The sequence below is a fragment of the Aeromonas sp. MR19 genome, assembly GCF_963899305.1.
Classification (GTDB): Bacteria; Pseudomonadota; Gammaproteobacteria; order Enterobacterales; family Aeromonadaceae; genus Aeromonas; species Aeromonas bestiarum.
Map to the genome: position 1 here is coordinate 220408 of NZ_CAWQWZ010000050.1, position 18603 is coordinate 239010.

Annotated in this window: 13 protein-coding genes; 7 read left to right on the forward strand and 6 right to left on the reverse strand. The window is 61.4% G+C overall.

Features of this window, described 5'->3' with window-relative positions; genetic code table 11:
• Positions 1 to 27: 27 nt before the first annotated feature.
• Complete coding sequence (locus AACQ95_RS18190) at positions 28 to 1722, forward strand: NAD-dependent malic enzyme (RefSeq protein ID WP_241279258.1); 1695 nt, start codon at positions 28 to 30, stop codon at positions 1720 to 1722.
• Between the two features lie 122 nt (positions 1723 to 1844).
• On the opposite strand, the gene AACQ95_RS18195 is transcribed toward AACQ95_RS18190, so the two are convergent.
• The 4 genes from AACQ95_RS18195 to AACQ95_RS18210 all read right to left on the reverse strand — a co-directional run bounded on the left by AACQ95_RS18195 (position 1845) and on the right by AACQ95_RS18210 (position 6478).
• Positions 1845 to 2903: an OmpA family protein gene (locus AACQ95_RS18195; protein WP_241279259.1), complete on the reverse strand. Its 1059-nt coding sequence runs from the start codon at positions 2901 to 2903 to the stop codon at positions 1845 to 1847.
• A gap of 213 nt (positions 2904 to 3116) precedes the next feature.
• Positions 3117 to 4118, reverse strand: coding sequence for a porin OmpAII (ompAII, locus tag AACQ95_RS18200; RefSeq protein ID WP_043134609.1), 1002 nt, complete (start codon positions 4116 to 4118; stop codon positions 3117 to 3119).
• 431 nt (positions 4119 to 4549) lie between these two features.
• On the reverse strand, positions 4550 to 5572 hold the full coding sequence (locus AACQ95_RS18205; protein WP_241279260.1) for an OmpA family protein: 1023 nt from the start codon (positions 5570 to 5572) through the stop codon (positions 4550 to 4552).
• A gap of 309 nt (positions 5573 to 5881) precedes the next feature.
• On the reverse strand, positions 5882 to 6478 hold the full coding sequence (locus AACQ95_RS18210; RefSeq protein WP_043134611.1) for a hypothetical protein: 597 nt from the start codon (positions 6476 to 6478) through the stop codon (positions 5882 to 5884).
• Positions 6479 to 6737: 259 nt separating this feature from the next.
• Here AACQ95_RS18210 and AACQ95_RS18215 point away from each other — a divergent pair, with 259 nt between their 5' ends.
• Together AACQ95_RS18215 and AACQ95_RS18220 are read left to right on the forward strand one after the other, a co-directional pair.
• Positions 6738 to 7004 (forward strand): helix-turn-helix domain-containing protein, encoded by a 267-nt coding sequence (locus AACQ95_RS18215; protein ID WP_005298604.1) that lies wholly within the window; start codon positions 6738 to 6740, stop codon positions 7002 to 7004.
• 204 nt (positions 7005 to 7208) lie between these two features.
• Positions 7209 to 8570 carry a sodium-dependent transporter gene (locus AACQ95_RS18220; RefSeq protein ID WP_043134613.1) on the forward strand — a complete coding sequence of 454 codons (1362 nt, stop codon included), beginning with the start codon at positions 7209 to 7211 and terminating at the stop codon, positions 8568 to 8570.
• 79 nt (positions 8571 to 8649) lie between these two features.
• Here the strand turns inward: AACQ95_RS18220 and rssA are convergent, their stop codons facing one another.
• Positions 8650 to 9516: a patatin-like phospholipase RssA gene (gene rssA, locus AACQ95_RS18225; RefSeq protein ID WP_043134615.1), complete on the reverse strand. Its 867-nt coding sequence runs from the start codon at positions 9514 to 9516 to the stop codon at positions 8650 to 8652.
• Between the two features lie 33 nt (positions 9517 to 9549).
• Positions 9550 to 11106, reverse strand: coding sequence for a sensor domain-containing diguanylate cyclase (locus AACQ95_RS18230; RefSeq protein WP_241279261.1), 1557 nt, complete (start codon positions 11104 to 11106; stop codon positions 9550 to 9552).
• Between the two features lie 209 nt (positions 11107 to 11315).
• Here AACQ95_RS18230 and AACQ95_RS18235 point away from each other — a divergent pair, with 209 nt between their 5' ends.
• From AACQ95_RS18235 to AACQ95_RS18250, 4 genes are all read left to right on the forward strand, one after another.
• A complete protein-coding gene (locus AACQ95_RS18235; protein ID WP_241279262.1) occupies positions 11316 to 12365 on the forward strand; it encodes an efflux RND transporter periplasmic adaptor subunit in 1050 nt (349 codons plus the stop codon).
• A complete protein-coding gene (locus AACQ95_RS18240; RefSeq protein WP_241279263.1) occupies positions 12365 to 15484 on the forward strand; it encodes an efflux RND transporter permease subunit in 3120 nt (1039 codons plus the stop codon). Before AACQ95_RS18235 ends, AACQ95_RS18240 begins: the two co-directional genes overlap by 1 nt.
• A 94-nt stretch (positions 15485 to 15578) precedes the next feature.
• On the forward strand, positions 15579 to 15947 hold the full coding sequence (locus AACQ95_RS18245; protein ID WP_241279264.1) for a hypothetical protein: 369 nt from the start codon (positions 15579 to 15581) through the stop codon (positions 15945 to 15947).
• Between the two features lie 137 nt (positions 15948 to 16084).
• Positions 16085 to 18523 carry a YgiQ family radical SAM protein gene (locus AACQ95_RS18250; protein WP_241279265.1) on the forward strand — a complete coding sequence of 813 codons (2439 nt, stop codon included), beginning with the start codon at positions 16085 to 16087 and terminating at the stop codon, positions 18521 to 18523.
• Positions 18524 to 18603 lie beyond the last annotated feature (80 nt).

Below are 18603 nucleotides of genomic sequence, written 5' to 3' on the forward strand. Positions count from 1 at the left end.
CCAGGCCATCGTTTAGGTACCCGATCCATGTTTGAAGATAATAACCAGAAACGCCCCCTCTACATTCCCTACGCCGGTCCCGCCCTGCTGGAGACCCCGCTGCTCAACAAGGGCAGCGCCTTCACCAGCGAAGAGCGCAGCAACTTCAACCTCGAGGGTCTGCTGCCCCAGAATATCGAAACCATCGAAGAGCAGGCCGAGCGGGCCTACCGTCAGTTCATGGCGTTTGGCAACGACATGGACAAGCACATCTATCTGCGCAACATCCAGGATACCAACGAGACGCTGTTCTACCGTCTGCTGCACAACCACCTGACCGAGATGCTGCCGGTCATCTACACCCCGACTGTCGGCAAGGCGTGCGAGGAGTTCTCCAACATCTACCGCCGCGCCCGTGGCCTCTTCATCTCCTATCCGGACAAGGACAGGATCGATGACATGCTGCAAAACGCCACCAAGCAGAACGTCAAGGTGATAGTGGTCACCGACGGCGAGCGCATTCTGGGTCTTGGCGATCAGGGCATCGGCGGCATGGGCATTCCCATCGGCAAGCTGTCGCTTTACACCGCCTGTGGCGGCATCTCGCCGGCCTACTGCCTGCCGGTGGTGCTGGACGTGGGCACCAACAACCAGCAGCTGCTGAATGACCCCTTCTACATGGGCTGGCGCAATCCGCGCATCTCGGGTGAAGAGTATGCCGAGTTCGTCGACGCCTTCATTCAGGCGGTCAAGCGCCGCTGGCCGGAGATACTGCTGCAGTTCGAGGACTTCGCCCAGAACAACGCCATGCCGTTGCTCAACCGCTACAAGAATGAGCTCTGCTGCTTCAATGACGACATTCAGGGCACAGCCGCTGTCACCTTGGGCAGCCTGATCGCCGCCTGCAAGGCCTCCGGCGCCAAGCTCTCCGAGAAGCGGGTCGCCTTCCTCGGGGCGGGCAGCGCGGGCTGTGGCATCGCCGAGCAGATAGTGGCGCAGATGAAGGCCGAAGGGCTGACCGATGCCCAGGCCCGTGGCCGGGTCTTCATGGTGGACAGATTCGGTCTCATCACCGACAAGATCCCCAACCAGCTCGACTTCCAGCGCCGCCTCTCCCAGCCGGTGGAGCGGATCAAAGACTGGCCGGTGGGGGACAACATCTCCCTGCTGGAGGTGATGGAGCACGGTCGCCCGGATATCCTGATCGGGGTCTCCGGCCAGCCGGGCCTGTTCACCGAAGAGGTGGTCAAGACCATGCACAAGCACTGTGCCCGTCCCATCATATTCCCGCTCTCCAACCCCACCTCGCGGGTCGAGGCGACTCCGGCTGATTTGATCCGCTGGACCGACGGTCAGGCACTGGTAGCCACCGGCAGCCCGTTTGCACCTGTGGAGTACAAGGGCAAGCGTTACGTCATCGCCCAGTGCAACAACTCCTTCATCTTCCCGGGGATAGGCCTTGGCGTCATCGCCGCCGGCGCCACCCGGGTGACCGATGCCATGCTGATGTCGGCCAGCCGGGCGCTGGCGGAGTGTTCGCCGCTGGTGAAGGGGGTCGAGGGCTCGCTGCTGCCGGATCTGGCGGATATCCATCAGGTCTCCCGCTACATCGCCAAGATGGTGGCCAAGACCGCCATGCTGCAGGGCAAGGCGGTACAGACCCCGGACGAGGTGATAGAGCAGGCCATAGAAGCGAACTTCTGGCGACCAGAATACCGCCGCTATCGCCGCACCTCCTTCTGATCCTTCGCGCAGGGGAAAAGCAAAAGGGATGCCTCGGCATCCCTTTTTTGTGCACCTTGCACAGGTTTCCCCTTCCGGTGCTTCTCACACGTCTGGCTGCTATCTTCGTTGTTTGGCGCGGCTTATTGCACTACCGGCTCAGCGGCAGGGGCCTCGGGGGCGCCCTGGGTGCCGGTGACCCTGACCTCTACCCGGCGATCCGGCCCGAGGCAGTCGATGAGCGCAGCCCTGGCCTTGATCGCATCACACTGGCTGCCGGTGACGGGGTTGCTCTCGCCATTGCCCTGGATGCTTACCTTGTCGGCGGGCAGACCCTTGCCAATCAGGACGTTGGCGACCGTGCTTGCGCGGGCCTCCGACAGCGCCTGGTTGTTGGCATCCGAACCGATGCGATCGGTATAGCCCATCACCACGGCGCTGCCATCCTTGGGCTGCACGTCGACTATCTGCTGATAGAGTGACTCCAGCGCCTGCATCCCTTCGGGTTTCAGATCCGCCTTGCCAAACGCAAACAGCACGTCCGAGCTCAGGTTGAAGGTTTGATCCACCGGCTCGGGGGCGGGCGGGGGCGGTGGGACGACAGCAGGGGCAGCGACAGGTTCGACCGGTTTGCTGCGGTTGGGGTGGATCACCAGCTCCAGGGTGGCTGTGCTGATATCGCTGACCCAGCGCTGGGTGCCACTGTTGAGCTTGTCGTTGTCGGGATCGTCGCCGACCCGGACCATGTAGCGGTAGCGCGCCTGGATGTCGACCCAGTCGTGCAGCTTGGCGGTCAGGCCAAGGCCGGCCAGCGGTGCCAGGTTGTTGTCGCCGCCGTTGACGGACTTGACGTGGTAGATATAACCGCCCCCCTCGGCAAATACCGAGAAGATGTCGCCAAGCGGCAAACGGCCTATCACCGACAGTGTGGCCCCCTGGCTGCTGAAGTCATTGCCCTGCACGTCCCAGTCGCCGGTCGACAGGTAGCCGAGCTCGGCGCCCAGATTCTCGGTGAAGTTGTAGCCGCCGAACAGGGAGAGTGCGGTGGCGTCCTTGCTCGCATCCTTGCCAAAATCACCCAGGTCGTGGGCGATGGCCCAGCCGCCACCGACCCCGGCATACCAGTCGTTGTCCGGCGCCGCCTGCGCGCCCGTGGCCGCCAATGCCAATGCAATCCAAACAGGTTTCAGTCTTATGTTCATCGCGTATCCTCGTCGATGTTTGGTGTCGTAGGGCTCCAGCCCTGTTGTGTACAACCACCACTATTTATAGGCGATACAGGGTTTTTAACCACTTAGGTGGTACTTGGAATTGCAACGAGCGGGACGAGGTCACAAAACGGGGCGGATGAGCGGTGATCCCGAGGCAATAAAAAAGGAGGCCATCAGGCCTCCTTCCTATGCCACCTGAGTGACTTACTGTTTCACTTCCTGTACGCCGGTGACGCGCACTTCAACGCGACGATCCGGGGCCAGGCAGGCGATCAGCTGTGCCTTGGCCTTGATGCCGTTGCACTGGGTGCCGGTGACCGGGCTGGCTTCGCCACGACCTTCGATGGCGACCTTGCCGGCAGGCAGACCCTTGCCGACCAGGAAGTCGGCCACGGTGCGGGCGCGGGCTTCGGACAGCTTCAGGTTGTAGGCGTCAGAACCGATGCGATCTGTGTAGCCGACGACCACGGCGCTGCCATCTTTCGGCTGCACGTCGACGATCTGCTGATACAGGGTATTGAGCGCGGCAACCCCTTCCGGTTTCAGAGTGGATTTGCCGAAGGCAAACAGCACGTCCGAGCTCAGGGCGAAGTTCTTGTCGACTACCACGGGCTCAGGAACCGGCTCGGGCGCCGGTGCCGGGACAGGGGCAACATAAGAGGTGCGGTTCGGGTGCATCACCAGTTCCAGGGTGGCCACGCTCATGTTGGTTTCCCAGGTCTTCTGCTCATCACCCAGGTTCCACATGTAGCGGTAGCGGGCTTGCACATCGATGAGGTCGGAGAGCTTGGCGGTCAGGCCCAGACCGGCCAGCGGCGCAGTGCCATTGTCGCTGTTGCCGTTGCCGTTGACGTGGTTGAAGTAGGCGCCGCCTTCTGCAAACACGGAGAAGATGTCGTTCAGCGGCAGACGGGCAAGACCGGACAGGGTGGCACCCTGGGTCTTGAAGTCAACGCCATCGACGCCACCCTTGCCGGCGTAGAGGTAGCCCAGTTCGGCACCGAAGTTTTCGGTGAAGTTGTAGCCGCCAAACAGGGAGAGCGCGGTGGCGTCCTTGTCAGCGTCTTTGCCAAAGTCGTTCAGGTCGTGGCCATAAGCCCAACCTGCGCCGATACCTGTGTACCAGTCGTTGGCTGCCTGAGCGGTGGAAGTTCCCATGGCCGCGATGGCCAGAGCAATCAGGGCGGGTGCCATTTTCATTTTCATCGTTTTATCCTCGTTGAGTTTGCCGTGCTAGGGCGTACTGCGCACTCTTCAGTTATACCGGTCACAAGTGACAATTCAGCTGCGACCTCCATGGTGAACCACGGCTGGCTTGAATGAAAAAAGAGATGGTTCCTGGATACTCATGAAGTCTTGGCTTCATGGACAACTAACCGGACAAGAAGCACTTTTAATAGTTCATCCAATACCTTACAAGCGGGGTTACTGTATTCTTTTGACTCGCCTTGATCAAGTTTCTGTACAGATATCCAGCGGTAGTGCGGGTTGGAGCGAAAAAGCAGGCCGTGCGGCGGGGGAGAGGGTTTGACAGAAAGTGTCGCGTCTTGCTGCGTTTACCATCAATCAATGGCAAGCGGGAAAACAAAAGGGGATGCCGTGGCATCCCCTTTTCGCATCATCTGAACAGAGTCAGATTATTGCTGAACTTCTTGTACGCCAGAGACGCGAACTTCTACGCGACGATCCGGGGCCAGGCAGGAGATCAGCTGAGCTTTAGCCTTGACGGCGTTGCACTTGGTGCCAGTAACCGGGTTGGCTTCGCCACGACCTTCTACTGCAACCTTGCTGGCAGCCATACCCTTGCTCACCAGGAAGTTGGCAACGGTACGGGCACGAGCTTCGGACAGCTTCTGGTTGTAAGCGTCGGAACCGATGCGGTCGGTGTAACCAACGACAACAGCGTTGCCATCTTTCGGCTGGAATTCAACGATTTGCTGATACAGACCGTTCAGGGCTGCAACGCCTTCCGGCTTCAGGCTGTCTTTGCCAAAGGCAAACAGCACGTCGGAGTTCAGCGCGAAGTTCTTCTCAACAACCTGCGGGGCAGGAGCCGGAGCTTCTTCAACAACAGGAGCCGGAGCCGGCGCTACGTAGGAAGAACGGAACGGGTGGTATACGGCTTCCAGGGTCGCAACGCTCTGGTTGGACTTGTAGCGGTCACCGTTGTCGGCGTGCAGGTCAGCCACGTCCCACATGTAGCGGTAGCGAGCTTGCAGATCCAGCGCGTCGTTGACCTTGTAGGTCACGCCCAGGCCAGCCAGCGGGGAAACTTTGGTGTCACTTACACCCAGACCGTCGGTGTGAGCCCAGTAGGCGCCGCCTTCAGCGAAGGCAGAGAAGTCGCCGCCCAGCGGCAGACGAGCGATACCGGACAGGGTGGCACCCTGGTTCTCGTAACGGTTGCCATCGGTGTTGCCACGGCCAGCGTACTGGTAACCGAATTCGGTACCGAAGTTCTCGGTGAAGTTGTAACCAACGAAGGCGTTGGCAGCAGCCGCGTCTTCTTCGCCAGTGTTCACGCTTTCGATCTTGTTCAGACCGTTGAAGTGGGCAGCACCGACACCGGCACCGAAGTAGATGTCGTCAGCGGCGTGAGCTGCAGTTGCACCCATGGCAGCCATAGCGATGGCGATCAGGGAAGGAGCCATTTTCATCATAAAAAAATCCTCGTTGAGATGGCACGTTGTTCACGTGCTTCGCACTTTTTAATTTATGTAAGCTGCAGGCTCTGCCGAACAACAGCGTTGAGTCTGGCAGGGATCCCGGTTCCATCCGGGAGGCACACATTCCTGGTGCACAAAGCGAGCGGGTGGCAGCGTAAGCAATGCCTTCAACCCTTCACGAACAGCCGATGTCATTCCGATGACGTGGCGCACTCTATGCCGATTTCAAAACATGATCAAGCTCACACATAAGCCATATGGCAAATTGTGTCGTGTGGATAACTGGCTGTTTATCCAAATTAATTAGTGATCCAAATAGGCTCTGTGCAGCTTCTTTTCGAGTTTCATATAGGCCTGAACCCAGTCAGATTGCGCCATGGAGGGAGATTCCCTCGTCTGGAACACCGCCAGATAATCGGCCTGGGTTGCTTCGCACAGTAAGGGTGTGAAGCTGAGCAAAAAATGACGGGCAAGGTAGGGATCGAGGGGCCAGATGTTGAGGATGGCCCGTGCCACAGGCTGAACCGCAGCTGAACAGCGAAAATGGCGGTGACCCGCTTCCAGCCAGAGTGCCATCTCGGCGAGCCCGCTTTCGGGTACCAGACCGCCGTCGCCCTGCTCGTTGGCAAGGGCAAGGCGGTGGCCATTGCCGAGCAGCAGATGTCCGTCTTGTTGCAAGACGCCATCGTGACTGCGCAGGGTCAGCCCTGCCACTGGCTGTTCGAGAAACAGGCTGCTTTTGTCATCGAGCGCAGTCAAAACCGCTGCCGCCTGCTCATGCATGGCGGCAGGCAACCAGAAGGCTTCGGCGCGTGTTTGCTGGCCTTGCATCAACTGGCGGGTGAGTTCTGCAGGTGTTGAAACTGGGTGTAAACAGGAGATTATGCCGGGGAGCGCCATGAGTTCCTACTCTTTAGGGATAGCTGGCGGATTATACGAGTTATTCCTGCAGCAACAATAAAGGTTTCTTTTCGAGACTGTTTACCTGAGGCGGTTGAGCGATTACCATCCCCGATGTTTGCAAGGGTTGTCGTCGAAAGACGCTGATTAAAGATAGAGGCTCGACCATAACGAGTCCGTTCAAAACTGATACACTTGACTACGAGTCGTCGCGAAAAATAAAGGTGGAGTCAATCCGCCGTACGGAGTATGGAACAATATGAATTCAAATATCGTAACTGTTGGTAAGAAGATCCGTCAGATCCGTGAAGCGGTCGGTTTGAGCCGTCCCAAGTTTGCCGATCTGCTGGGCGTTCCCCCGACCACCCTGAAGAACTATGAACTGGGTTATCGTGAAGTAGGTGGCGCCTTCCTGGTGGCACTGGCGCATCACCCTGAGCTGCACAAGTTCACCCTCTGGCTGCTGGCTGACAAGAAAGTCGCCGAAATTGGCCAGATCGGTCCGGACGATATTGCCAAGGCTTGATTTAATTGGGCTTTGATAAAAATGCCGCCATTGAGGCGGCATTTTTTTATCCATCAAATAACCACTTCATTTAATTAAATTTGGCTAAGTGTGCTCTCACCAAGGCTTTTCACGAAAATACCTTGGCAAGTCGGATTAATCCTCAGAAAATTCCTGCCCTAAAATCAGGGTTATCCTTCGCATGATGCGCACAGTGAGACAAGCATGAGTCAAATCCTTCCCCAGGCCAGAGATGGCTTTACCAGTAAATTCGGTGTCCTTGCCGCCACCCTGGGTTCAGCCGTCGGGCTGGGCAATATCTGGAAATTTCCCTACCTGACGGGTGAAAACGGCGGCGCCGGTTTTCTGCTGGTCTATGTGATTGCCACCCTGCTGGTGGGGCTGCCGGTGATGATTTCCGAGATCATGCTGGGTCGCAAGGGCAAGGCGGATGCGGTGACCACCCTGAGCAAGCTGGGTCCCAAGGGACAGCCCTGGTGGCTGATCGCCCTGATGGGAGTGGTCGCGGCCTTCCTCATCATGTCCTTCTATTCCGAAGTGGCGGCCTGGGTGTTCGCCTATATCTTCAAGGCCATCAGCGGCGAGATATTGTCGACCGACCCTGCGGTCACGGGCGCGGCCTTCAATGCGCTCATCACCAATCCGCTGCAGAGCCTGCTCTGGCAATGGCTGGTGCTGGCGCTGATGGGAGGCATACTGCTGATGGGGGTCTCCAAGGGGATCGAAGCGGTCACCAAGAAGCTGATGCCGGTGCTCTTCATCCTGCTGCTGGTGATCGGCATTCGCAGTCTGACCCTGCCGGGCGCTAGCCAGGGTCTGCATTTTCTGTTCTCGCCGGACTTTTCCAAGATCACCGCCGGTGTGGTGCTGACCGCCATGGGGCTGGCCTTCTTCAAGCTCTCCATCGGCATGGGTTGCATGATGACCTATGGCAGCTACTTCCGGGATGATCAGAACATTCCGCTTACCACCTTCCGGGTGATGTGCGCCGATCTGTTCGTCTCCATGCTGGCGGGGATCGCCATATTCCCAGCCGTGTTCGCCTTCGGGTTCGAGCCCTCCGCCGGCCCCTCCCTGCTGTTCATCACCATTCCGGCTGTGTTTGCCAGCATACCGTTCGGTCACCTGTTCATGGTGCTGTTCTTCGTGCTCTCCGCCATCGCGGCGACGGGTGCCATGCTCTCCATTCTGGAAGTGCCTGTCTCTGTGGTGTCCGAGCGTTTCCACATGAGCCGTCCCAAGGCGACCCTGCTCAACCTGCTGGTGCTGGGCGCGGTGGGTTCGACCTGTGCGCTCTCCAACAGCTCGCTGGCGGAGGTTCAGATCGCCGGCAAGACCTTCTTCGACCTGTTCGACTTCGTCTCCTCCAACGTATTGATGCCTCTTGGCGGTATCTTCCTCTGCCTGTTCGTGGGCTGGGTGTGGGGCTTCGAGCGGATGAAGGAGGCGCTGACCAACGGCGGTGAACTGGAGCTGGCCATCCTCAAGCCGCTGTTCTTCATCATTCGTTATGTGTCGCCGCTGCTGATCCTGATCGTCATGCTCAAGGGGCTGGGGCTGTTCTGATGGCTTGCCTGCCGCAAGAACGCAAAAAGAGCGCCGTTGGCGCTCTTTTTTTATGGGCTCGTCAGAGTGGCACCCGGCGTCAGATCAAGCCGAGGCGGGAGAGCTCCTCCTTGAGCTGCTCCACGTTGCGCTCGACGCAGGCCTCCCCCTCGTTGATGGCATCGCCCGCCCGGTGAAAGTCCATGATGGAGAAGCTGCCAAGGCGCGGGCAGAGCTGGATCTCGGGGGGATCCCCCGCCATCCGGGCGCGGGTGATGCGCTCCTGCATTATGTTGATGGAGCCGGTCATCACGCTCCACATGCCGGGGGTGTTGGGGCCCTCACCCCGGTTGAACCACTGGCTGAAGCGGTTGCCGCTGACGGGCTCGTCCGGCTCGTCGGTCCAGGGCTGGTGCATGTCGGCGTTGAGGTTGACGGCGATCACCACCTCGGCCCCCATGGCGCGGGCCAGCGAGATGGGCACAGGGTTGACCACGGCGCCATCCACCAGCCAGCGATCCTCGACCAGGGTGGGGGTCAGTATGCCGGGCATGCCACAGGAGGCGCGCACGCACTGGCGCAGCGGCCCCTGTTGCAGCCAGATCTCGCGACCGGTATCCAGCTCGGTGGCGACGCAGGCGAAGGGCAGCGGCAGGCTCTCGATGGCGGGATCGCCTAAGTGATTGGCGGCGATGCCGAACACCTTTTCACCGCGAAACAGACCGCCGGAGAGGGCGGGATCGAGCAGGCCGACCACCTGCAGCCGGCTGAAGCCGCGCACCCAGGACTCCAGTTTGTCCAGCTCGCCCGCAGCATAGGCGGCGCCGACGAAGCTGCCGATGGAGCAGCCTGCCACCAGATCCGGTTTGACGCCGAGCCGCTCCAGTGCCCGTATGATGCCGATGTGCGCCCATCCCCGGGCAGCGCCACTGCCCAGAGCCAATCCCACGCGGGGTTTTCGTGACACTTTGTCTCTCCTGAGGTGAGTGAGGCGTTCAGCTTACCCGGTGTTTTTTGCGCCGTCATCCTGCCAGCGTTCACTGCGATTGCGACCGTTGGCCTTGGCCCGATAGAGGGCCACGTCCGCCCGGCGGATCGCCTCCTGCAGCTGTGTCTCGGGGGCGCAGTGGTGATAACCCAGGCTGACGGTGACCGCCAGGGTGGGTGCAATATCGCCCCACGGATGGCGGGCTATCTGCAGGCGCAACCGCTCGGCCAGCTGATCCAGTGGCTCGGATCCCTTGGCAACCAGCAGCAAAAATTCCTCGCCACCCCAGCGGATCAGGGCATCCTCTTTTCTGGTCTGGCCCTGGCAGAGCCTGACCAGCTGGATAAGCACCCGATCGCCGACCTCGTGACCAAAGCGGTCGTTGACCAGCTTGAAGTGATCGCAATCGAACATGATCACCCCGACGCCGCGCGCCCTGGCATGGGCTCGGGCCTGTTCAACCTCGTCGAAGTAGTGGCGGTTGAAGGCGCCGGTCAGGGCATCGTGGTTGGAGAGATAGTCCAGCTGCCGGTTCAGGCGGTGGGACTTGAGGCTGGAGAGCGCCGCCAGCACCATGAAGAGGATGGCGATCAGGGTCGGGGCCGATTGCCAGAGCAGGGCCTGCAACAGGGAGAGCAGCGGGATGCGATGGATCAGGGTGAGCCCGGTATCGGGAATGGCGTGGACCAGTTGGAAGGCGCCCTGGCGCCATTGGTAGCTATCCCGTTCGGCCTGGAACTTTGGGACAAAGTCAGCTCCCTGATGGTTGCTGGCCAGGATCTGCTGATGCCGATTGACCAGAAACAGGCTGCCTATGCCGGGTGTGGACTCATCCAGCAGCTGTTCGAGCCGCGAGAGCAGCACATCTATGCTGATGACGCCCACCAGCACCTGATCCTTCACTATGGGTTGCGACAGTGAGATCATCTGTCCCTCCCCGGCAAAGTCCTCGTAGGGGCGCGATACGATGGCGCGCTGGCTGGGATTTTGCTGTTTCAGGGCATCCTGCCAGTAGGATTTCAGATAGATGGCGCGATGAAAGCGAAACTGGCTGGAGGGGACCCAGGGGTAGAGGTAGATGAAGTCATCCACCCCGGTGAAGTAGATCCAGGCAACCTTGTCCCCCAGCAGCTTGTTGGTGGTGGAGAGCAGGGGGGAGAGGCTCAGCGCCAGGTGCAGTCTGGCTTCCCGCTCGCTGCCCCGGGCGGGCAGCTGGCCCAGCCCGGTCAGATTGCCGCTGAGCCCCTCGGGCAGGTTGCCGGGCACCTTGTCCAGCGAGAACCCCCTCTCCGGCGAGGCTTGCAGGGCGCCATAGAGCTGGCGGGTCAGTGCCGACTGCGGATTGCTGCGCAGTCGCTCCTCGGCCTGGCCGCGCATGGCTTCGAGAAAGGTCTCCATCTGCTGAAACTGGGATCGCAAGCGGGCGGCCGTGTTGAGGGTGTCGCGCTCATAGAGTTCGGTGACATGTTTCAGGGTCTGATGAATCGTGAGGGTCAGCAGCAGTGTGACGACGGCGCCAAGCAGCCATTGCAGTTTGTGTGTGACGAGAGCGGGACTTGGTGCAGGCATAGGCGGTGGGGCTGGGTCTGGGCGGTTCGGTTCATCAGTGTAGGGCAGAACTGTCAGGAACGTCTCCTGTGGATCCGGTTTAGGTGATCTTCCACCGCTCCTGTTACGTTTTGTCACATTTATACATAGTCACGGCATAGTCAGGGGGTAACATTGTACCCATCATTGATGAAGTGCCCCCCTTTTCTCTTAATTTCATGGATTGCTTGATGAAAATGCGTATGTGGCTGTCGATAGCCTGTCTCTCCCTGCTGATGTCGGGTGTCTGGTATTACCGTAACAACGAACCTGCCAGCAAACCCCAGCCCCGCCAGGTCAATATCAGGGCGCAGACGGTCAAGCAGAGCCTGGCCGAACCCACCATCAAGCTGGTGAGCAAGCTGGCGGCCAATCGCTCCGTGGTGATAAGCCCCGAGGTGACAGGCCGCATCGTCAAGATAGCGGTGCGCTCCGGCCAGCAGGTCAAGCGGGGCGATACCCTGATCGCCCTGGATACGGGCAAGCAGCTGGCGGAGCTCGCGGAGCAGAACGCCAGCGTGCGCGACGAGGCCCGCAAGCTGCGGGACATGCGCCGGCTGGTGGCGCGCGGTGCCATCACCACCTCGGAGCTGGAAGGGCAGGAGGCCATAGTGGCCCAGGCCCAGGCCCGCGCCGATGCGGCCAAGTACGAGCTGTCGCTGCGCACCCTGCAGGCGCCGTTTGACGGCACCGTCAGCCTGATTGATCTGAGTGAAGGGGCCCTGGTCAACAGTGGCGATACCCTGCTCCATCTCGATGAGCTGGCCAAGCTGCGGCTCGATCTGGCGGTGCCAGAGCGCTATCTCTCCCTGCTGCGTCCCGGCATGGCGGTGACGGCGACCAGCTCGGCCTGGCCGGATCAAGCGTTCAGCGGCGTGTTGGAGACGCTCGACAGTCGGGTGTCCAACGATACCCAGAACATCAAGGCGCGCGTCATCATCCCCAATTCCGATGGTCAGCTGCGCCCCGGCATGCTGCTCAACGTCGAGCTCTCCCTGCCACCCCAGAAGATGACCCTGATCCCGGCCCAGTCGGTGGAGTATGCCGGTGCGCAACGCTTCGTCTATCGCCTGGAGGCGGACGGCAGGGTGACGCGGGTACCCGTGGTGCTGGGGGATACCCATGGGGAGGAGGTGTGGGTCACCGAGGGCCTGAAGGTCGGCGATCGCATCGCGGTCGAGGGGCTGGTCAATCTGCGTGACGGTGCCAGCGTGCACGATCTGGCGGAGGTAAAAGGCTGATGTGGCTCTCCGATATTTCTGTCCGCCGCCCGCTGGTGGCCGTGGTAGTGAGCGCCCTGCTGACCGTGTTCGGTCTGGTGGCCTTCAGCAAGCTGACGGTGCGGGAGATGCCGGACGTGCAGATCCCGTCCGTCTCCATCTCCACCACCTATGAGGGGGCGGCACCCGCCGTCATGGAGAGCCAGGTCACCAAGCCCATCGAGGATCAGCTCTCCGGCATCAGCGGCATCAAGAACATCAACTCTGTGACCCGCAAGGGGCGCTCCGTCATCACTGTGGAGTTCAAACTCGGCTGGAACATGGTGGAGGGCACCTCGGATGTGCGTGACGCTATCTCCCGCGCCCGCCCCAGGCTGCCGGATGACGTGGATGAACCCATGGTCACCAAGGACAACGGCAACGGCGATGTGGCTGTCTGGCTCAACTTCAGCAGCACCCAGATGGACCGTACCGCCATGACGGACTACGCCAACCGCGTGCTGGTCGATCCCCTGAGTCTGGTGGACGGGGTGAGCGAGGTAGCCCTCTCCGGCGATCTGACCCAGGTGATGTACGTGCGGCTGCGCCCCGCCGACATGGCGGCCCGTGGCATTACTGTGGCGGACGTGCAGGACGCCCTCAAGCGGGAGAACATAGAGCTGCCGGGCGGCGAAATTCGCAACAACAGCATGACGATGGCGGTGCAGATAGCCCGTCTCTACCACACGGCTGCCGATTTTCAGGCCTTGCAGGTGCGTACCGCCGACAACGGCCAGAGCATCTACCTGGCGGATATCGCCGACGTGGAGGTGGGCGCCAAGAACGAAGACAGCGCCTACCAGCGCAACGGCCGCGAGAGCCTGGGGATAGGCATAGTGGCCCAGTCCACCGCCAACCCGCTGGCGGTGGCGCAGGGGGTCGAGAAGAAGATGGCCGAGATGCAGCGCTTCCTGCCGGAGGGGGCCACCCTGGAGATTGACTACGACTCCACCATCTTCATCAAGCAGGCCATCGACGAGGTGTACGAGACGCTGGCCATCTGCGCCGTGCTGGTGGTGGCCGTGCTCTACCTGTTCCTGGGGCAGGGGCGTACCACTTTGATCCCGGCCATTACCGTGCCGGTGTCGCTCATCTCGGCCTTCATCGGGGCCTGGTATCTCGGTTTTTCCATCAACCTCATCACACTGCTCGCCCTTATTCTCGCCATCGGTCTGGTGGTGGATGACGCCATCGTCGTGGTGGAGAACATCCACCACCACCTGCAACGGGGCGAGCCACCGCTGCTGGCGGCCTGGCACGGCACCCGCGAGGTGGGTTTTGCCGTGGTGGCGACCACGGCCGTGCTGGTGATGGTGTTCGTGCCCATCGCCTTCATGGATGGCATGGTGGGGCGGCTCTTTACCGAGTTCGCCATCCTGCTCTCCCTGGCTGTGCTCTTCTCCTCCCTGGTGGCGCTGACCCTGACCCCGGCCATGGGCTCCTGGCTGATGCGCTCGGTCGACAAGCCCAACGTGCTGACGGCGGCGCTCGATCGCGGCCTCGGCTGGGTGGAGAAGCACTATCGCAATCTGCTGGGCTGGGTGCTGCGCCGCTCGGCCTGGACCCCGCTGGTGCTGCTGCTTTGCCTCGGCGGCATCGGCGCCCTGTTTGGCCAGCTGCCCACCAGTCTGACCCCGACCGAGGATCGGGGCGTGCTCTATGTGTTCGTGAAAGGGGCCGAGGGCACCAGCATAGAGCGGATGAAGCGCAACATGCAGCAGGTGGAGGCGGCCATCATGCCGCTGCTGGGCAAGGGGGTGGTGCAGGCCATGAGCTTCAGCACCCCGGCCTTCGGCCGTGGCGGCGATCAGACCGGGATGGCGATCATCCAGCTCACCGACTGGGCCGAGCGGGATGAAACCGCCACCGAGTTTGCCCAGTCCCTGAGCGGGCGGCTGGCCGGCATTCCCGACGTGATGATCCGCACCTTCCAGCCGGGCTTTCGCGGTGGCTCCACCGCCGCGGTGCAGTTCGTGCTGCAGGGCTCGGACTATGCCGAGCTCTATCAGCAGGGGCTGGCCCTGAAAGAGGCGGCGGCCCAGAGCGGCCTGATGGTGACGCCGGATCTCGACTACGCCGAGAAGACCCCCGAACTGCAGGTGACCATAGAGCGGGACAGAGCCAGCCAGCTCGGCATTCCGGTGTCGACCGTGGCCAGCTCGCTGCAGGCCCTGCTCGGTGGCGTCAGCCAGACCACCTATGTGGACAGGGGCGAGGAGTACGACGTCTATCTGCGCGCCAATCAGCGCGACTTCAACGGCGTGTCCGATCTCAGCCGCATCTATCTCAAGGCCGCCAGTGGCGAGATGGTGAGCCTCTCCACCCTGGCGACCGTCACCCAGGTGGCGAGCCCGCAGCGGCTCAACCACTACCAGCGGCAGAAGGCGGTGACCCTGACCGCCGATCTGGCGCCGGATCGCACCCTGGGCGAGGCGCTGGACTTCCTCGACGGCTGGGCCAGCGCCAATCTGCCGAGCGGCATGACGGTGGATTATGCCGGCGAGTCCAAGGACTATCGCGACAACCAGGGCGAGATGGTGATGGTGTTCGCGCTGGCCCTGCTGGTGGTCTATCTGGTGCTGGTGGCCCAGTTCGAGAGCATGCTGACCCCGGCTGTGGTGATGGTGACGGTACCGCTCGGCATCTTCGGCGGTCTGCTCGGCCTCTGGCTGACGGGGCAGGAGATGAGCATCTACAGCCAGATCGGCATGATCATGCTGATCGGCATGGTGACCAAGAACGGCATCTTGATCGTGGAGTTCATCAACCAGCTGCGCCAGCGTGGCGAGGCCTTCGACGAGGCCATCATAGCCGGCTCGGTGCGCCGTCTGCGCCCCATACTGATGACCTCGTTGACCGCCATCATAGGGGCCGTGCCGCTGATGGTCTCCATGGGGGCGGGTTATGAGAGCCGGATGGCTGTGGGGACAGTGGTCTTCTTCGGGCTCTCCTTGGCGACCCTGGTGACCCTGGTGATGGTGCCTGCCATCTATCATCTGCTGGCCAAACGGGCGGGCATGACGGGGGCGCGGGATCTGCTGGTGGATCAGGCGCTGGCGGCCCAGTCGGCAGCCAAGAGTCAGGACAAACCGGCGGCCTGATACCTACACCCATATAGGTGAAAGACGCAGAAAGCAGATGGCATCACCCCAGCGCGCGGTTAATATGTAGCCAGTTTTAACGCTGAGGTGAGCTATGTTGCCATCTGCTATCTATGAACCGCTGCCCTTCGCTTATATGGGCAGCGGTTTGCTGTTGTTGGGGGTTGCCGATCATCCGGGCCTGCTGTTGGCCGGACTGGCATTCTATCTGGCCGGATCCCTGGCCTGGTTCAGACGCAGTGCCTACCGTCGCCCCGACAAGCTCGTGGTGCGAAAGCAGGGCTGGCCGCTGTGGCTCTACGAGAGCCGCCCGTTCGCACTGATCCTGCTGGGTTTGCTGATGCTGCGCCTCGCGACCCACCCCATCTTCCTGGCGCCGGCCCTGGTCTGGTGCCTGCTCGGTGGTTATCAGCTGCTGCAGCGCCACTACAGCCGCATAGTGCTGGCCCGCGTCCTGGCCTGATCCCGCTGAACCCGCGTTATTGAGGCGAGTCCGTCACTGGCTCGCCTTTTCCTCGTGCTCTGTGGGGGCAAAAAGCCATCGCCCCCGCTTCGCTCTGCCGGTATAATGCGCGACCCGAATTGTTCCAGGTGTTCAAAATGCAGCCGGTTACCCACCTTTTCTCCTATCCCCGCTACTGGGCCGAGTGCTACGGCACTGCGCCCTTCCTGCCCATGTCTCGCAAGGAGATGGACAAGCTCGGCTGGGACAGCTGCGACATAGTCCTGGTGACCGGTGACGCCTACGTGGATCACCCGAGTTTCGGCATGGCGGTGATAGGCCGCATGCTGGAATCCCAGGGCTTTCGGGTCGGCATCATAGCTCAGCCGGACTGGTCATCTAAGGATGACTTCATGCGCCTGGGCAAGCCGAACCTGTTTTATGGCGTCACAGCGGGCAACATGGATTCCATGATCAACCGCTACACCTCCGACAAGAAGCTGCGCCACGACGACGCCTACACCCCGGGGGATGTGGGCGGCAAGCGGCCGGATCGCGCGACCCTGGTCTACACCCAGCGCTGCAAGGAGGCCTTCAAGGAGGTCCCAGTGGTCATAGGCGGCATAGAGGCGTCGCTGCGCCGCATCGCCCACTACGACTACTGGTCCGAGACCATACGTCGCTCCATCCTGCTCGACGCCAAGGCCGACATCCTCATCTATGGCAACGCCGAGCGGCCGCTGATCGAGGTGGCACACCGCATCGCCAACGGCGAGACCATGGAGACCATGCAGGACATTCGCGGCACCGCCGTGATCCGCAAGGAGCCGCTGCCCGAGTGGCGCGGGGTGGATTCCAGCAAGCTGGATCAGATCGGCCGCATCGACCCCATCATGAACCCCTATATGGAAGGGGCGCCCTGCTCGGACGACGAGGGCACTGCGCCGGTGGAGCAAGAAGCCAAGCCGGTATTGGTGCAGCCGCCCAAGCAGAAGCCGTGGGAGAAGACCTACGTCAAGTTACCGGCGTTCGAGCGGGTGAAAGAAGACAAGGTGCTCTACGCCCATGCGTCGCGCATCCTGCACCACGAGACCAACCCGGGCTGCGCCCGCGCGCTCTCCCAGGCTCACGGCGATCGCATCGTCTGGGTCAACCCGCCCGCCTTCCCGCTGGAAACCGACGAGATGGACGGCGTGTTCGGCCTGCCTTATCAGCGGGTGCCGCACCCGGCCTATGGCAAGGAGAAGATCCCGGCCTACGAGATGATCAAGACCTCGGTCAACATCATGCGCGGCTGCTTCGGCGGCTGCTCCTTCTGTTCCATCACCGAGCACGAGGGGCGCATCATCCAGAGTCGCTCGGAAGAGTCGATCATCAAAGAGATCGAAGAGATCCGCGACAAGGTGCCGGGCTTTACCGGCGTCATCTCGGATCTCGGCGGCCCCACAGCCAACATGTACAAGCTGCGCTGCAAGAGCCCCAAGGCCGAGCAGACCTGCCGCCGCGCCTCCTGTGTCTGGCCGACCATATGCCCGCACATGGACACCGACCATACCCCGACCATCGACCTCTATCGCAAGGCACGGGATGTGAAGGGCATCAAGAAAATCCTGATCGCCTCCGGGGTGCGTTACGACATAGCGGTGGAAGATCCGCGCTACATCAAGGAGCTGGCCAAGTACCACGTCGGCGGTTACCTCAAGATCGCGCCGGAACACACCGAAGAGGGCCCGCTCTCCAAGATGATGAAGCCGGGCATGGGCAGCTACTACAGCTTCAAGGAGCTGTTCGACAAGTATTCGAAAGAGGCGGGCAAGCAGCAGTACCTGATCCCCTACTTCATCTCGGCCCACCCGGGCACCACGGATGAAGACATGGTGAACATGGCGCTCTGGGTCAAGACCAACAGCTTCAAGCTGGATCAGGTGCAGAACTTCTACCCGTCGCCGCTCGCCAACGCCACCACCATGTATTACACCGAGAAAAACCCCCTCAACAAGGTGAGCCGCCAGGGTGGGGATGTGTTCGTGGTGAAAGGGGAGCGCCGTCGCCGCCTGCACAAGGCGCTGCTGCGCTACCACGATCCGGCCGGCTGGCCCATGATCCGCGAGGCCCTGCTGGAAATGGGCAAGGGTCACCTGATCGGCAACGGCCCCAACTGCCTGGTGCCGCCGGAAGGACGCGGCGAGGCGGTGGCCTCGCGCAGCATCAACAAGGGGCTGAAACCGGCCCTGACCCGCCACAGTGCCATCACTCACCAGCGCAGCAATGGGGCTGGCAACAAGGCTGCTGGCGGTAAAGGCGCAGTGGCTGCCGCCTCACAAGGCAAGGCTCGCAACGACACCCCTGCCGCCAGCAAGGGCGGCAAGGCGGGCAATGGCAAGCCAGTAGGCTCCCAGCTCAGCAAAGGTGCTGGCGCCAACGGCAAGCCTGCCGCGCAGGGCGCAGGTCAGGGCAAGCCCGCAGGGCAGGGGAAACCCGCCCATAAGGGTAAGGCCCCGACCCGCGCCGGCTCTTCCAATCCGAGTGTCAAACCCGCTACTCAGGGTGGCAAACCTGCGGCCAAAGGGAGTGGTGCCAAGCGACCGGCTCGGTGATATTCCTGATTTGGGAAGTGTCAGAAAAAAAGGGCGACCGTATGGTCGCCTTTTTGTTGATTTATGGTCGGTTCTGAACC

Excerpts from the sequence above, each read along its gene's own strand:
- AACQ95_RS18190 (WP_241279258.1), top strand. The coding sequence starts at position 28 with ATGTTTGAAGATAATAACCAGAAACGCCCCCTCTACATTCCCTACGCC.
- AACQ95_RS18195 (WP_241279259.1), bottom strand. The coding sequence starts at position 2,903 with ATGAACATAAGACTGAAACCTGTTTGGATTGCATTGGCATTGGCGGCC.
- ompAII (WP_043134609.1), bottom strand. The coding sequence starts at position 4,118 with ATGAAAATGAAAATGGCACCCGCCCTGATTGCTCTGGCCATCGCGGCC.
- AACQ95_RS18205 (WP_241279260.1), bottom strand. The coding sequence starts at position 5,572 with ATGATGAAAATGGCTCCTTCCCTGATCGCCATCGCTATGGCTGCCATG.
- AACQ95_RS18210 (WP_043134611.1), bottom strand. The coding sequence starts at position 6,478 with ATGGCGCTCCCCGGCATAATCTCCTGTTTACACCCAGTTTCAACACCT.
- AACQ95_RS18215 (WP_005298604.1), top strand. The coding sequence starts at position 6,738 with ATGAATTCAAATATCGTAACTGTTGGTAAGAAGATCCGTCAGATCCGT.
- AACQ95_RS18220 (WP_043134613.1), top strand. The coding sequence starts at position 7,209 with ATGAGTCAAATCCTTCCCCAGGCCAGAGATGGCTTTACCAGTAAATTC.
- AACQ95_RS18230 (WP_241279261.1), bottom strand. The coding sequence starts at position 11,106 with ATGCCTGCACCAAGTCCCGCTCTCGTCACACACAAACTGCAATGGCTG.
- AACQ95_RS18235 (WP_241279262.1), top strand. The coding sequence starts at position 11,316 with ATGAAAATGCGTATGTGGCTGTCGATAGCCTGTCTCTCCCTGCTGATG.
- AACQ95_RS18240 (WP_241279263.1), top strand. The coding sequence starts at position 12,365 with ATGTGGCTCTCCGATATTTCTGTCCGCCGCCCGCTGGTGGCCGTGGTA.
- AACQ95_RS18245 (WP_241279264.1), top strand. The coding sequence starts at position 15,579 with ATGTTGCCATCTGCTATCTATGAACCGCTGCCCTTCGCTTATATGGGC.
- AACQ95_RS18250 (WP_241279265.1), top strand. The coding sequence starts at position 16,085 with ATGCAGCCGGTTACCCACCTTTTCTCCTATCCCCGCTACTGGGCCGAG.